Here is a 14,293-nt window from a genome sequence, read left to right on the forward strand (position 1 = left end):
CGCGCCCGCCGAAAGCCGGGGACACGAGGGGACGTTCCAGCGACATGAGGGGACACGGCGGGTGCGGACTCCGGCCGGTCCTGGGCAGAAGAAAAACGTGCGGGGAGCGCAGAGCGCCGCCCCGCCGGCGCACACGGGGGTCGTGCACCGGCGGGGCGGCCGCGAGGGGGCCGACGGGCTGCCGGGTGTCCCGTCCCCACGATGACCCGGCGTCCGCGGCCCCGATCCCCGGCCGCTCTCCGCTCGGGAGCGGCCGGGGAGTCAGGGGGTACGTGCCACCGACCGTGCCGCGGACCGCGCGACGGATCGGCGCCGAGCGGGCCGGCCGTGGCGGCCGGCCCACCGGTGTCCTACATGTGCACCGGCGCCGCCGTATCCTGCGCGGGCTGCTCGGGGCGGCCCGAGCGGAACATCAGCAGGGTCACCACCGCGCCGACCGCGAAGAGGCCCGCCGACCACCAGTAGGCGGTCGAGTAGCTGTGGAGCTGGGCCTGGGCGAGGTGCGCCGGGGTGTGCGAGCGGCCCGCCAGGTAACTGGTCGCGGCGCTCGCGGCCAGCGTGTTCAGCAGCGCGGTACCGATCGAACCGCCCACCTGCTGCATGGTGTTGACGGCGGCGGAGGCGACACCGGCGTCCTCCGGGCCGATGCCCCCGGTGGCCACACTCATCGCGGCCGGCATCACCATGCCGAGGCCGAAGCCGATCAGCAGCAGCGGCGGCAGTACGGCCGCGGCGTAGGTGCTGCGCAGGTCGAGCCCGGTGAGCCAGACCATGCCGCCGGCCGCGAGCAGCATGCCGAGCGGCACGATCGGCCGCGGGCCGAGCTTCGGCAGGAAGATGTTGGTGACGAGCTGCGCCGCGACCATCAGGATGCCGATCATCGGCAGGAAGCCGAGACCGGTCTTGACCGGTGTGTAGTGCAGCGAGGACTGGAGGTAGTAGGTCAGGAAGAGGAAGACGCCGAACATGCCCGCGCCGGAGATCGCCAGCACCGTGAACGACGCGCCGCGGTTGCGGTCGAGCAGGACGCGCAGCGGCAGCAGCGGGTGCGCCGCCCGGGTCTGCCACCAGGCGAACGCCGCCACCAGCAGGGCGCCGGCCACCAGGAAGCCCCAGGTCTGCGGGGAGCCCCAGTGGTGCGTCTCGGCGTTGGAGAAGCCGTAGACCACGCCGAAGAGTCCGGTGGTGACCAGGAGTGTGCCGGGCAGGTCCAGCTTCGGCCGCTCGGCCGGCGCTCCCTTGCGCAGCAGCAGCAGACCGCCGATGAAGGCGATCACCGCGAAGACCAGGTTGACGTAGAGCGTCCAGCGCCAGCTCAGGTGCTCGGTGAGCACACCGCCGAGCAGCAGGCCGACGCCGCCGCCGGCGCCCGCGATGGCGCCGTAGATGCCGAACGCCTTGGCCCGCTCCTTGGCGTCGGTGAAGGTCGTGTTGAGCAGCGACAGCGCGGCCGGGGCCAGCATCGCGCCGAACAGGCCCTGCAGGGCGCGGCCGGAGACCAGCACCTCGAAGTTCTGCGCCGCGCCGGCCAGTGCGGAGGCGCCCGCGAAGCCGACGACACCGATGAGGAAGACGATCCGGCGGCCGATCAGGTCGGCCAGCCGGCCGCCGAGCAGCAGCAGGCTGCCGAAGGCCAGCGAGTACGCGGTGACGATCCACTGGCGGTTGCCGTCGCTGAAGCCGAGGTCGTGCTGCGCGGACGGCAGCGCGATGTTCACCACGGTCGCGTCGAGGACGACCATGAGCTGGGCCAGCGCGATGACGGCCAGCACCCACCAGCGGTGGTTGGGCCGCTCCGACCGGTCGGCCGCCGGGGCCTTGCCGAGTGGGACCTTCTCGGTCGCCGGACCGCCGGCCCCCGGGTCGAGCCCGGCGGCGGAGTGCGGCTGTGCGGTGGAATGAGTCGACATGGGCGTGACTCCTGTGTGGGACGGTGACCCGCAGGAACGAAACGGTTTCGTACTCGATTGACCGTACGATCGTCTTTATCGAAACGCAAACGTTTCGCAGCTGACCGATGTGTGCGTCTCCTCACACATCCGTCACCCGCCGGCGACTCAACCCGACCGGGGGTCCCGGGCGTCCCAGTACGGCACCGCGCGCGATACCCGGTGCGTCAGCGGCCGCGCAATCAGGGCAGCAGCCCGGCCCGCCGGGCCGCGACGACCGCCTCAAGACGGGTGTGCGCCCCCAGCTTCCGCATCGCCGAGCGCAGATAGCTCTTCACCGTCTCCGGCCGCAGCCGCAGCCGCGCCGCCGCCACCGCGTTGGTGGCCCCGGAGGCGATGGCGGAGAGCACATCCAGCTCGCGCGGGGTGAGCTGCGCGGACGCCCCCGGCCGGAGCGGCGGCGCCTCGGGGGCGATGGCCGCGCCGGCCGAGGCCAGCCGGGCGCAGGCGGCCAGTAGTTCCTGCCGCAGATGGGCGTCGGGGATACGGACCGCGAGCGCCCGAAGTTCGGTGTGCGCGGCGCGGACCTCCTCCCACGCCCGCGGGTCGCCGGTCAGCGGCGCCTGCGCGAAGGAGAGCAGCCGCTGCGCCTCGTCGCGCACGGCCAGCGCCTGTTCGAGCTCCCGGACCGCGTCGATCGCCACGTTCAGCGCCCGGTCGCCGAGGGCGAAGGGCTGCCGCAGCGCCCCGTAGAGCACGCCGCGGACCCGCCGGTGCACCACGACCGGCACCGCGAGCACCGACCGCAGGCCCTCCACGGCGACGGCCGCGTCGTACTCGTGGCTGATGGTGCGGGCCGAGCTGTAGTCGGTGACCGCGCAGGGCCGCGACATCGCCAGCGCCTTGCCGCCGAGCCCGGTGCCGGTGGCGATGCCGAGGCCGCGCAGCGACTCGGTGGCGGTGCCGGACAGCTCGGTGATCCGGAACCGCCGCACCCCCTGCGCGACCGGCCGGCCGGCGGGCGCGCCCCCGGCGCCCGCCAGCAGTCCGCCGAACGCCACCGGCAGCAGTCCGGACCGCCGCATCCGCAACAGCGCCGCACGTACCTCGACGGCCTCGCCCCGTGCGTCCACCTGATGACCCTCCCTCGGTGTCCGACATCCTCTCCTCACCCCCGTCCGGGGGTAGTGAGACCCAGGTCACTCACGGACGATGCTACTTGGGGGTTCATCGACAAGGAGGGCACATGGCGGCATCGGAGGCGACCCGGGCGTTCCGGGACGCCCGGGACTTCCTGCTGCGGCACCGCGAGGACTACCGGGCCGCCAGGGAAGGCTTCCGCTGGCCCCGCCCCGAGCACTTCAACTGGGCCCTGGACTGGTTCGACGTCATCGCCCGGGACAACGACCGGCCCGCCCTGTGGATCGTGGAGGAGGACGGCGCCGAGACCCGGGTCTCCTTCCGGGAGATGGCCGAGCGCTCCTCCCGCGTCGCCAACTGGCTGCGGGAGCGGGGCGTGCGGGCCGGCGACCGGGTGCTGCTGATGCTGGGCAACCAGGTCGAGCAGTGGGAGACCGTGCTCGCGGTGATGAAGCTGCGGGCCGTCGTCATCCCCGCCACGCCGCTGCTCGGCCCCGCCGACCTGCGCGACCGGGTCGACCGCGGCGAGGTGCGGCACGCCGTGGTGCGCGCCGCCGACACCGCGAAGTTCGACGAGGTGCACGGCGACTACACCAGGATCGCGGTCGGGGGCGCCGGAAGCGCCGGGGACGTCGGGGGCGCCACCCCCGGCTGGCTCGCCTACGAGAGCGCCTACGCCGCCGAGCCGGAGTTCACGCCCGATGGCGCCACCCGTTCGGATGAGCCGCTGATGCTCTACTTCACCTCCGGGACCACCGCCAAGCCCAAGCTGGTCGAGCACACCCACCTGTCGTATCCGGCCGGCCACCTCGCCACCATGTACTGGATCGGGCTGCGCCCCGGCGACGTGCACCTCAACATCTCCTCGCCCGGCTGGGCCAAGCACGCCTGGTCGAGCCTGTTCGCGCCGTGGAACGCCGAGGCGACGGTGTTCGTGCACAACTACTCCCGCTTCGACGCCCGCCGGCTGATGACCGAGATGGCCCGGGCCGGGGTGACCAGCTTCTGCGCCCCGCCCACCGTCTGGCGGATGCTCATCCAGGCCGATCTGAGCGCCCTGCGCACCCCGCCGCGCGAGGCCGTGGCGGCCGGCGAACCGCTCAACCCCGAGGTCATCGAGCACGTCAAGCGGCTGTGGGGGGTGCTGATCAGGGACGGCTTCGGGCAGACCGAGACGGCCGTCCAGGTCGCCAACAGCCCGGGCCAGCTGGTGAAGGCCGGCTCCATGGGCCGCCCCACCCCCGGCTACACGGTCACCCTCGTCGACCCGGTGAGCGGTGTGCCCGGCGACGAGGGCGAGATCTGCCTCGACCTCACCGAGCGGCCGGTCGGTCTGATGACCGGGTACGCCGGGGAGCCCGGCCTTACCGACGAGGCGATGGGCGGCGGTTACTACCGCACCGGCGACATCGGCCGGCGGGACGCGGACGGATACATCACCTATATCGGGCGGGCGGACGACGTCTTCAAGTCCTCGGACTACAAGATCTCGCCGTTCGAGCTGGAGAGCGCGCTGCTGGAACACGAGGCGGTCGTCGAGGCCGCCGTGGTGCCCGCCCCGGACGAGCTGCGTCTTTCGGTCCCCAAGGCGTATGTGGTGCTGGCCGAGGGCTGGTCGCCGGACGAGCGGAGCGCCAAGGCGATCTTCGCGCACTCGCGGTCGGTGCTCGCGCCCTACAAGCGGGTCCGGCGGCTGGAGTTCGCCGAGCTGCCCAAGACCGTCTCCGGCAAGATCCGGCGCATCGAGCTACGGGAGGCGACCATGCACGACGGGAGCAGGGAGTTCCATGAGGAGGACTATCGGTGACGGCACCGTCTTACCCGCCAGGGCCCGCGCCGTCCTACGCGCACGGGACGGGGGGCACGGCCTTGCTGGGTGACACCATCGGACGCAACCTCGACCGCGCGGTCGAAGCCCACCCCGACCGGGAGGCGCTGGTCGACGCGCCCAGCGGCAGACGGTGGACCTACGCCGAGTTCGGCCGCGCGGTGGACGAGGTGGCCCTCGGCCTCGCCGCCAGGGGAGTGGCCAAGGGCGACCGGGTCGGCATATGGGCGCTCAACTGCCCGGAGTGGGTGATGGTGCAGTACGCCACCGCCCGGCTCGGCGCGATCATGGTCACCATCAACCCGGCCTACCGGCTCCACGAACTGGAGTTCGTGGTCAACCAGTCGGGCATCAGGCTGCTGGTGGCCGCCACCGAGTACCGCGGCAGCGACTACCGGGCGATGACCGCCGAAGTCCGGCCCAGGTGCCCGGCGTTGCAGGAGGTCGTGCACATCGGCGAGTCCTCCTGGGACGAACTCCTCGCGGCCGGATCCGCGGTGCCCGCCGCCCATCTCGCCGCCTGCGAGGCGACCTTGACCTGCCACGAGCCGGTCAACATCCAGTACACCTCGGGCACCACCGGCTTCCCCAAGGGCGCCACCCTCTCGCACCACAACATCCTCAACAACGGCTACTTCGTGGGCGGTACGGTCGGCTACACCGAACAGGACCGGGTCTGCCTGCCGGTGCCCTTCTACCACTGCTTCGGCATGGTGATGGGCAATCTCGGCGCCACCGCGCACGGTGCCTGCATCGTCATACCGGCGCCGGGCTTCGACCCGGCCGCGACCCTGCGCGCGGTGCAGCAGGAACGCTGCACCTCCCTCTACGGCGTCCCCACCATGTTCATCGCCGAGCTGGGCCTGCCCGACTTCGCCTCCTACGACCTGACCTCGCTGCGGACCGGCATCATGGCCGGCTCCCCGTGCCCGGTCGAGGTGATGAAGCGGGTGATGGCGGAGATGCACATGGCCGAGGTGTCCATCTGCTACGGCATGACCGAGACCTCGCCGGTGTCCACCCAGACCCGGATGGACGACGACCTGGAGCACCGTACGGCCACCGTCGGCCGCGCGCTGCCGCACATAGAGGTCAAGGTGATCGACCCGGCGAGCGGCGCGACGCTGCCGCGCGGCACCCCCGGCGAGCTGTGCACCCGCGGCTACTCGGTGATGCTCGGCTACTGGGACGAGCCGGAACGCACCAAGGAAGCCGTGGACGAGGGGCGTTGGATGCACACCGGCGACCTCGCGGTGATGCGGGACGACGGCTATCTCGCCATCGTCGGCCGGATCAAGGACATGATCATCCGCGGCGGCGAGAACGTGTACCCCCGCGAGATCGAGGAGTTCCTCTACACGCATCCCAAGATCTCCGACGTCCAGGTGGTCGGGGTGCCGGACGAGCGCTACGGCGAGGAGATCATGGCCTGCGTGATCGCCCGCGACCCGGCCGACCCGCCCACGCTCACGGACCTGGCGGAGTTCTGCGCGGGCCGGCTCGCGCACTACAAGGTCCCGCGCCATCTGCGGATCCTCGACGCCTTCCCGATGACGGTCAGCGGCAAGATCCGCAAGGTGGAACTGCGGGAGGGCTTCCGCGCCGAGGGGTGAACGCCCGCGGTCAGCCGCCCCGGACCGGCCCGGCGCGGACCAGGGCGTCCGCCGCGTCGTTGACCGGTCGCGGGGTGCCGGTCAGATCCAGTACGAAGAGCGGGACGCCCAACCGGTCGGCGCTCGCCCGCGCCTCCTGGGCGAAGCCGGCCAGCGAGAAGAACGCGCCGGCGGCGTCCTCGTTGGCGCAGTTCAGCCAGAGGCACTCGACAGCGCGCGGCGCGGTCGGCAAGGTCGTCGGATCGACCTGCGCCACCAGGCCGTCGCCGCGCAGATCGACGCCGGTGGCGGAGCGGTCGCCGGCCGGCCGCACCCCGGCGAAGCCCAGCCACTTCAGATAGCGCTCCGCGGTGGCCAGCACATCCCGCGCGGTGCGGACGGTGACCGGCCGGAAGTGCGGCCGTGTGCTGCCCGGGTGCGCGGCCGCGCCGCCCGCCGCCGGCCGCGGTCCGTCCGGGGCGGGGACCGCCGGGGTCTCGCCGTCGCCGACCGGCAGCCGCACCAGGGCGCCGCAGGCGCAGTCGAACTCCGGCCGCGGCCACTGGTCGCAGCGTCCGCAGGCCGGACAGCGCACCCGTACCCAGGAGTCCTCCCACGACAAGTGCCGGATGTGCACGCCCGGTTCGCCGGGCCGGACGGCGGGCACCAGCGGTACGCCGCACGCACAGGCGAACGTCGGCGGGGTGTAGTGGTTCTCCTGCCCGCAGGCCGGGCAGCTCACCAGCGCTCTGTCGGCCAAGGTCCGCACCTCCCGGTCGGTCGTGGACGCCGACGCTGTCCGACTCCATAGTGCAGGAACTTCGCTCCGCTGTGACCGGATCGGGACACTCCGTCACCCGGGGCACCCGGGGCGCCCCGGGTCCCTCCGGCCCGCCCGGTCCGCGGGGCCTGACCTGCCGCCCGCCCCGCCGCGGCGGCCCGGTCGGTTAGGGTCGCCTGCGAGCCGGGCCGCCGCGACGGGGCGGCCGGACCGAGAACGCCGAGCGCGTCGCTGCCGCCGTGGGGGCCCTGGTGAGACTGAGGCTGGAATTCACGACCGAGCCGTTCGACCTGGACGAGCCGCCCGAGCACGCGCTGGTGGCCCGTCAGGTGATCAGGGACGGGGCGTTCGACTCGGTGGACGTCGGCCCCTTCGGCAACACCGTGGAGGGCTCCACCGAGGCGGTGGTCGCGGCCGTCGGCGAACTGCTGCGGCGCACCCTCGCGGTCGGGGCGACCCGGGTCTCTCTCCAGCTCAACGTGGTGGGCGAGGCCGGGCCCCGGGCCGGGGCCGCGTCGGCGGCGGACCCGCGGTGACCGCGCCCGAGGGACACCCGCTGGCCGACGCGGTCAGGCCGCTGGTGGACGCGCTGGGCGCCGAGCTGGTGGCCCCGGACGAGGCACGCGGCGACGACGTGGTGCTGCGCTGGGCGGGCGAGGCGGTGCTGGCCGTCCGGCTGCCCCGGCTCGCCGACTCGCTCGACCACATCCTGGCGGATCTGGAACGCCGGCACGGACCGCTCGCCGAACTGAGCCGCGAGCAGAAGCAGACCGTGGTCCGCGGCCTGGAGGAGCGCGGCGCGTTCTCGGTCCGGCACGGGGTGGAGACCGTCGCGTCCGCGCTCGGGGTCAGCCGCTTCACCGTCTACAACTATCTGAACAGGGAGAACGCCACCCGGACGGCGGAGTGAACGCGCCGCCGACCGGCCACTTTTCAACAATCTGTTGACGCGTCGGGCCGGCGCCTCCTAGCGTGCGGATGTGATGTCCAGCGCCCCGCCGGGACTGACCCGGTTCAACGACGCCGCGCCGCCGGCCCTGGCCGGGCTGCTGCGCGAGGTCTGCGCCAGTACGGCGTGGGGCGCCGCGGTGGCCGCCGGCCGGCCGTACGCCCGGCTCGATGATCTGCTCACCGCGAGCGACGCGGCCATGACCGCGCTCACCGCCGCCGACCTCGGCGAAGCCGTCGCGGGTCACCCGCCCATCGGCAGGCCCACGCCGGGCGACCCGACCTCGGCGCGCGAGCAGAGCGGCGTACGGGACGGGGAGCGCGCCGAACTGCTGCGGCTGAACCTCGACTACCAGGACGCCCACGGACATGTCTTCCTGATCTGCGCCACCGGCAGGACCGGCGCCGAGATGCTGGCCGCGCTCACGGCGCGGATCGGGAACGACGCGGCGACCGAAGGTGAGATCGTCCGCGCCGAACTGGGAAAGATCAACCGTGTCCGGCTCACCGGGCTGGTCGACCGGCTGACCCAGGAGGACCCGTCATGACGTCCGTGTCCACCCACATCCTCGACACCACCGCGGGCCGCCCCGCCGAAGGCGTCACCGTCGAGCTTTCGGTGCGCGCCGCGCACGACGCGCCCTGGACCGCGCACGGCGCCGGCACGACCGACGCGGACGGGCGCTGCAAGGACCTGCCGGCGCTGCCGGCGGACACCACCCACGTACGGCTGCGCTTCGAGGTCGAGGCGTATCTCGCCGCCGCACAGCGGGACTCCGCACAGCGGAACACCGAACAGCCGGGGGACAGCGGGGTGTTCTTCCCCGAGGTGGCGACCGTCTTCGCGGTCCGCCCGGGCGAGCACCACCACGTACCGCTGCTGCTCAACCCGTTCGGCTACTCCGTATACCGAGGGAGCTAGCACCATGACCGCCGCATCACGCCCCGCCCGGCCGGCCCGGCTCGGCCCCAACCAGTACGGCAAGGCGGAGACCCGCGTGGTGCGGATCGTCCGTGAGGGGGCCACCCACCACATCAAGGACCTCAATGTGTCGGTGGCGCTCTCCGGCGCCATGGACGACGTCCACCTCACCGGCTCCAACGCCTCAGTGCTGACGACCGACACGACCAAGAACACGGTCTTCGCCTTCGCCAAGGAACACGGGATCGACTCCGCCGAGCAGTTCGCCATCCATCTGGCCCGGCACTTCGTCGGCGGTCAGCCGACGATCCACCGGGCCAGGATCCGGATCGAGGAGTACGGCTGGGAGCGCATCCCCACCGCGAAGGAGGGCGAGCACTCCTTCGTCCGCACCGGCCAGGAGACCCGCACCACCGAGGTCACCTTTGACGGCGAGCTTTGGCAGGTGATCTCCGGGCTGAAGGACCTGGTGGTGATGAACTCCACCGACTCGGAGTTCCGCGGCTTCCTCAAGGACGAGTACACGACGCTCCAGGAGACCGACGACCGCGTCCTCGCGACCGAGGTCGCCGCGCGCTGGCGGTTCGGCTGGACAGGCGCGGCGGATCCCGGGGACACCGGTGGGGACGGGGCCGATGGGGTCGATGGGACCAATGAGGACAGTGGGGCCGCCCCCGACTGGGACGAGTCCTACCGGGCCGTCCGCGGCCACCTGCTGACGGCGTTCGCGGACACCTACTCGCGCTCGCTCCAGCAGACGCTGTACGCGATGGGCAGCCGGGTCGTCGAGCACCGGGAGGAGGTGGTGGAGGTGCGGCTGTCGCTGCCCAACAAGCACCACTTCCTGGTGGACCTGGCGCCGTTCGGGCTCAAGAACGACAACGAGGTGTATCTGGCGGCCGACCGCCCCTACGGCCTCATCGAGGGCACGGTGCTGCGGGAGGGCGAGGCGCCCGGCATTCCAGTAACGGACTGAGCCGGACTGAACGGGACTGAGCCGTACCCAAACGGACTAGACCGGACCGAACAGGACTGAAACGAACCGGACCCGACCGCGGACCGCACGGAGAGGCGAGAGGCCACCCATGACCGCGCACGTGAGCCCCACCGAACGCATCGTCATCGAGAACTGCGCCGTCGCCACCGTGGACGCGGCCGGCACCGAGTACGCCGCCGGGCACATCGTCGTCGCGGGAAACCTCATCGAAGCGGTCGGTCCCGGACCGGCCCCCGCCGTCGAGGGCGTGACCCGGCGGATAGACGCCGAAGGACATCTGGCCACCCCCGGCCTGGTCAACACCCACCACCACTTCTACCAGTGGCTCACCCGCGGCCTGGCCCAGAACAGCGGGCTGTTCGACTGGCTGGTCGAGCTCTACCCCACCTGGGCGCGGATCGACGAGCCGATGGTGTACGCGGCCGCCGCCGGGTCGCTCGCGGTGATGGTCCGGGGCGGCGTCACCACCGCGATGGACCACCACTACGTCTTCCCGCGCGGCGCCGGCGACCTGCTCGGCGCCGAGATCAGGGCGGCCGCCGAGATCGGGGTGCGCTTCACAGCCACCCGGGGCTCGATGGACCGCGGCGAGAGCGACGGCGGACTGCCGCCGGACTTCGCGGTGGAGTCCACCGAGGACGCGCTGCTGGCCACCGAGCAGGCCATCGACACCCACCACGACCCCTCCTTCGGCTCGATGCTGCGGATCGCCGCCGCGCCCTGCTCCCCGTTCTCGGTCTCCACCGAACTGCTCCGGGAGGCCGCGGTGCTGGCGCGGCGCAAGGGCGTACGCCTGCACACCCACGGCAGCGAGACGGTGGAGGAGGAGAAGTTCTGCCACGAGCTGTTCGGGATGGGCCCGACCGACTACTTCGAGTCCACCGGCTGGCTCGGCGACGATGTGTGGATGGCGCACTGCGTCCACATGAACGACGCCGACATCGCCGCCTTCGCCCGCACCGGCACCGGAGTGGCGCACTGCCCCTCCTCCAACGCCCGGTTGGCGGCCGGGATCGCCCGGGTGCCCGCGATGCTCGCCGCCGGGGTCCCGGTCGGCCTCGGGGTGGACGGCACCGCGTCCAACGAATCGGGCGAGCTGCACACCGAGTTGCGCAACGCGCTGCTCATCAACCGCCTCGGCGGCGGCGTCCGGGCGCTCACCGCCCGGCAGGCGCTGCGCCTCGGCACCTACGGTGGCGCCCAAGTGCTCGGCCGCGCCGCGGAGATCGGCTCCCTGGAGCCGGGGAAACTCGCCGACCTGGTGCTGTGGAAGCTGGACGGGATCGGCCACGCGTCCATCGCCGACCCGGTCGCCGCCCTCGTCCTCGGCCCCGCGGCCCCGGTGACGCTCTCCCTGGTCAACGGCGTCCCGGTGGTCGACCACGGCCACCTCACCCGGACCGACGAGCAAGCCCTGGCACACCTGACCCGCACCGAGGCCCGCCGCCTGTCCGCCATCGCCGGCCTCCACTGACCGCCGGGCGCCGGGCCGGGCGCCGCGCCGGGCGGCCCCGGCAGGCGAGTTGGCGGGGCGCCCGGCTTCGGCGCGCGGGAGGGGTCAGTCGGTCAGCTGGTCGTAGGCCGGGAGGGTCAGGAAGTCGACGTAGGTCTCGTCCAGGGCGGTACGCAGGAGGAGGTCGTAGGCCTCGGTCCACTTGCCGATCGCGAAGACGTCCTCGCCGACCTCGGTGCGGATCGCGACCAACTCGTCGGCGGCGACCTGGCGGACCAGCTCCGCGGTGGCCTTCACCTGGGTCTCGCCGTCGTCGAAGACGACCCCCGCGTTGGTCCACTGCCAGATCTGCGAGCGCGAGATCTCCGCGGTCGCCGCGTCCTCCATCAGATTGAAGATCGCCACAGCGCCCGCGCCGCGCAGCCACGCCTCGATGTAGCGGACGCCGACCTGCACCGCGTTGCGCAGACCCTCGAAGGTCGGCTTCGCGTCCAGCGAGGCGATGTCGATGAGCTGGGCGGCGGTGACCCGGACGTCCTCGCGCAGCCGGTCCTTCTGGTGCGGCCGGTCGCCGAGCACCGCGTCGAAGGAGGCCCGGGCGATCGGCACCAGGTCGGGGTGGGCCACCCAGGATCCGTCGAAGCCGTCGCCCGCCTCGCGGTCCTTGTCCGCCTTGACCTTCTCGAACGCCAGCTCGTTGACGGCCGGGTCGCGCCGGGACGGGATGAACGCCGCCATGCCGCCGATGGCGTGCGCCCCCCGCTTGTGGCAGGTGCGCACCAGCAGTTCGGTGTAGGCGCGCATGAACGGGGCCGTCATCGTCACCGCGTTGCGGTCCGGCAGCACGAACCGCTCGCCGCCGTCCCGGAAGTTCTTCACGATCGAGAACAGGTAGTCCCAGCGGCCCGCGTTGAGCCCGGAGGCGTGCTCGCGCAGCTCGTAGAGGATCTCCTCCATCTCGTACGCCGCGGTGATCGTCTCGATCAGCACCGTGGCCCGGACGGTGCCCCGCGGGATGCCGACATGGTCCTGGGCGAAGACGAACACGTCGTTCCACAGCCGCGCTTCGAGGTGCGACTCGGTCTTCGGCAGATAGAAGTACGGGCCCTTGCCGAGGTCGATCAGCCGCTGAGCGTTGTGGAAGAAGTAGAGCCCGAAGTCGACCAGCGCGCCCGGGAGCTGCTCGCCGTCGACGGTCAGGTGCCGCTCGTTCAGATGCCAGCCGCGCGGCCGGGTCACGACGGTGGCGAGTTCGGCCGCGTCCTTGAGGGCGTAGGTCTTGCCCTCGGCGGAGGTGAAGTCGATCCGCCGCTCGTAGGCGTCGATCAGGTTGATCTGGCCGCCGATGACGTTCTGCCAGGTGGGGGAGGAGGCGTCCTCGAAGTCGGCGAGCCAGATCTTGGCACCGGAGTTGAGCGCGTTGACCGTCATCTTGCGGTCGGTGGGGCCGGTGATCTCCACCCGGCGGTCCTCGAGCGCGGCCGGAGCCGGGGCCACCTGCCATGCGCCGGCCCGGATCTCCGCGGTCTCCGGCAGGAAGTCCAGGGCGGCGGTGCGGGCGATCTCGGCCCGGCGCCGGCCGCGCAGCTCCAGCAGTTCGGCGCGCCGGGGCGCGAAGCGGCGGTGCAACTCACCGAGGAAGGCCAGCGCCGGCGGCGTCAGCACCTCCTCGGCGCGGGCCACCGGCGGGGCGGCCTCGGAGACGACGGCCGGGGTCGGCGCGCTTGCGGACATGCGGTCACTCCTCCACAGAGCAAAGGGAGTCGGCGTCCGCCGGGTCCGGCCGGCCGGTGGTTCCCCGGCCCGAGACCGGGGATCCACCCACTGCCGGGCCGCGACGGAATACGGGCGCTTCTGCCAGGTGGAGCATAGTTTTCACGTTGCGGAAGTTCAACGCTCGGTGGCACGCCGGGCGGCCGCGTCGAGAAGCCGCAGGTCCGCCGGGATGTCGATATCCGCCGGGTCGCCCACGTCGCCGCACTCCACCAGCAGCGTCCGCTCGGCGTGTTCCCGCAGATACGTGCGCGCTCCCCGGTCCTCGCCGGCGCTGCGCGCCACCCCGGCCCAGTGGCCCGATCCGATCAGCACCGGATGCGCGCGCCGCCCGCCGTACATCGCCGACACCAGCGCCAGCGGCAGGCCGGCGCCGCTCGGCGCCGTCGCCAGCACCCGGGACACGGCGGCGGCGCCCACGCCCGGCTGGTCGACCAGGCCGATCAGCGCGGCGGCGGGGCGCGCCACCGCGCCCGCCCGGGACGCCGGCCGCACCCGTACGCCCGGTGCGGTGTCCCCCGTCGGCCCGGCGACCGGCCCGGTGATCGAGCCCGCGGCCGGTCCGGCCAGGGAGGCGAGGCCGGCCCGCAGCGACGAGCCCATGCCCTGCCGCCAGTCCGGGTTCTCCACGACGACGCAGCCCGCCAGATCGGCCCGTTCGCGCACCTCGGCCGCCGCCGCTCCCAGCACCACGTGCACCGGGCCGCAGCCGCCGGCCCGCAGCACCCGCACCACATGCTCGACCAGCGGCCGGCCGCCGAACGGCAGCAGCGCCTTGGGCCGGCCGCCCAGCCGCCGTCCCCCGCCGGCCGCCAGCAGCAGACCGGCCACCTCGCCCTTCGTCTCCATCCCCCCTGCATACCGCGCGCCGCACGGTCCGGGAACAGGCCCCGGTCGGCGTGGCGGGTTCCGGTATCGTCGGACACCGCCGGGATACCGCCCGGACGGTATCCCGGGCGGGGCGGTTCGG

At 72.9% G+C, this 14,293-nt stretch carries 13 protein-coding genes; 8 read left to right on the forward strand and 5 right to left on the reverse strand.

Annotation, left to right across the window (positions count from 1 at the left end; genetic code table 11):
* Positions 1–350 precede the first annotated feature (350 nt).
* Together OG519_RS27490 and OG519_RS27495 are read right to left on the reverse strand one after the other, a co-directional pair.
* A complete protein-coding gene (locus OG519_RS27490; RefSeq protein WP_405589242.1) occupies positions 351–1,910 on the reverse strand; it encodes a DHA2 family efflux MFS transporter permease subunit in 1,560 nt (519 codons plus the stop codon).
* Positions 1,911–2,131: 221 nt separating this feature from the next.
* Positions 2,132–2,974 carry a response regulator transcription factor gene (locus tag OG519_RS27495; RefSeq protein ID WP_405593055.1) on the reverse strand — a complete coding sequence of 281 codons (843 nt, stop codon included), beginning with the start codon at positions 2,972–2,974 and terminating at the stop codon, positions 2,132–2,134.
* Positions 2,975–3,135: 161 nt separating this feature from the next.
* On the opposite strand from OG519_RS27495, the gene OG519_RS27500 reads away from it, so the two are divergent.
* Together OG519_RS27500 and OG519_RS27505 are read left to right on the forward strand one after the other, a co-directional pair.
* On the forward strand, positions 3,136–4,836 hold the full coding sequence (locus tag OG519_RS27500; RefSeq protein ID WP_405589245.1) for an AMP-binding protein: 1,701 nt from the start codon (positions 3,136–3,138) through the stop codon (positions 4,834–4,836).
* Entirely contained in the window at positions 4,833–6,470 is a 1,638-nt protein-coding gene (locus OG519_RS27505; RefSeq protein ID WP_405589248.1) for an AMP-binding protein, read from the forward strand. The genes OG519_RS27500 and OG519_RS27505 overlap by 4 nt, the downstream gene beginning before the upstream one ends.
* A 10-nt stretch (positions 6,471–6,480) precedes the next feature.
* On the opposite strand, the gene OG519_RS27510 is transcribed toward OG519_RS27505, so the two are convergent.
* Entirely contained in the window at positions 6,481–7,209 is a 729-nt protein-coding gene (locus tag OG519_RS27510; RefSeq protein WP_405589251.1) for a hypothetical protein, read from the reverse strand.
* 272 nt (positions 7,210–7,481) lie between these two features.
* On the opposite strand from OG519_RS27510, the gene OG519_RS27515 reads away from it, so the two are divergent.
* The 6 genes from OG519_RS27515 to OG519_RS27540 all read left to right on the forward strand — a co-directional run bounded on the left by OG519_RS27515 (position 7,482) and on the right by OG519_RS27540 (position 11,571).
* On the forward strand, positions 7,482–7,766 hold the full coding sequence (locus OG519_RS27515; protein WP_405589254.1) for a hypothetical protein: 285 nt from the start codon (positions 7,482–7,484) through the stop codon (positions 7,764–7,766).
* Entirely contained in the window at positions 7,763–8,140 is a 378-nt protein-coding gene (locus tag OG519_RS27520; protein WP_405589257.1) for a helix-turn-helix domain-containing protein, read from the forward strand. The genes OG519_RS27515 and OG519_RS27520 overlap by 4 nt, the downstream gene beginning before the upstream one ends.
* Before the next feature lie 73 nt (positions 8,141–8,213).
* Positions 8,214–8,726, forward strand: a complete 513-nt coding sequence (gene uraD, locus OG519_RS27525; protein ID WP_405593057.1) for a 2-oxo-4-hydroxy-4-carboxy-5-ureidoimidazoline decarboxylase — start codon at positions 8,214–8,216, stop codon at positions 8,724–8,726.
* Positions 8,723–9,100, forward strand: a complete 378-nt coding sequence (gene uraH, locus OG519_RS27530; RefSeq protein WP_405589259.1) for a hydroxyisourate hydrolase — start codon at positions 8,723–8,725, stop codon at positions 9,098–9,100. The genes uraD and uraH overlap by 4 nt, the downstream gene beginning before the upstream one ends.
* 4 nt (positions 9,101–9,104) lie before the next feature.
* A complete protein-coding gene (pucL, locus tag OG519_RS27535) occupies positions 9,105–10,076 on the forward strand; it encodes a factor-independent urate hydroxylase (RefSeq protein WP_405589263.1) in 972 nt (323 codons plus the stop codon).
* Positions 10,077–10,185: 109 nt separating this feature from the next.
* Positions 10,186–11,571, forward strand: coding sequence for an 8-oxoguanine deaminase (locus tag OG519_RS27540; RefSeq protein WP_405589267.1), 1,386 nt, complete (start codon positions 10,186–10,188; stop codon positions 11,569–11,571).
* Positions 11,572–11,655: 84 nt separating this feature from the next.
* Here OG519_RS27540 and aceB read toward each other — a convergent pair whose 3' ends face one another.
* A complete protein-coding gene (gene aceB / locus OG519_RS27545; protein WP_405589269.1) occupies positions 11,656–13,284 on the reverse strand; it encodes a malate synthase A in 1,629 nt (542 codons plus the stop codon).
* A 156-nt stretch (positions 13,285–13,440) separates the two neighbouring features.
* Positions 13,441–14,172 carry an NTP transferase domain-containing protein gene (locus OG519_RS27550; protein ID WP_405589271.1) on the reverse strand — a complete coding sequence of 244 codons (732 nt, stop codon included), beginning with the start codon at positions 14,170–14,172 and terminating at the stop codon, positions 13,441–13,443.
* Positions 14,173–14,293 lie beyond the last annotated feature (121 nt).

It is taken from the genome of Streptomyces sp. NBC_01190, from assembly GCF_045039895.1.
Taxonomy (GTDB): domain Bacteria; phylum Actinomycetota; class Actinomycetes; order Streptomycetales; family Streptomycetaceae; genus Actinacidiphila.

Excerpts from the sequence above, each read along its gene's own strand:
- OG519_RS27490 (WP_405589242.1), bottom strand. The coding sequence starts at position 1,910 with ATGTCGACTCATTCCACCGCACAGCCGCACTCCGCCGCCGGGCTCGAC.
- pucL (WP_405589263.1), top strand. The coding sequence starts at position 9,105 with ATGACCGCCGCATCACGCCCCGCCCGGCCGGCCCGGCTCGGCCCCAAC.
- uraD (WP_405593057.1), top strand. The coding sequence starts at position 8,214 with ATGTCCAGCGCCCCGCCGGGACTGACCCGGTTCAACGACGCCGCGCCG.
- OG519_RS27540 (WP_405589267.1), top strand. The coding sequence starts at position 10,186 with ATGACCGCGCACGTGAGCCCCACCGAACGCATCGTCATCGAGAACTGC.
- OG519_RS27495 (WP_405593055.1), bottom strand. The coding sequence starts at position 2,974 with ATGCGGCGGTCCGGACTGCTGCCGGTGGCGTTCGGCGGACTGCTGGCG.
- uraH (WP_405589259.1), top strand. The coding sequence starts at position 8,723 with ATGACGTCCGTGTCCACCCACATCCTCGACACCACCGCGGGCCGCCCC.
- OG519_RS27550 (WP_405589271.1), bottom strand. The coding sequence starts at position 14,172 with ATGGAGACGAAGGGCGAGGTGGCCGGTCTGCTGCTGGCGGCCGGCGGG.
- OG519_RS27500 (WP_405589245.1), top strand. The coding sequence starts at position 3,136 with ATGGCGGCATCGGAGGCGACCCGGGCGTTCCGGGACGCCCGGGACTTC.
- aceB (WP_405589269.1), bottom strand. The coding sequence starts at position 13,284 with ATGTCCGCAAGCGCGCCGACCCCGGCCGTCGTCTCCGAGGCCGCCCCG.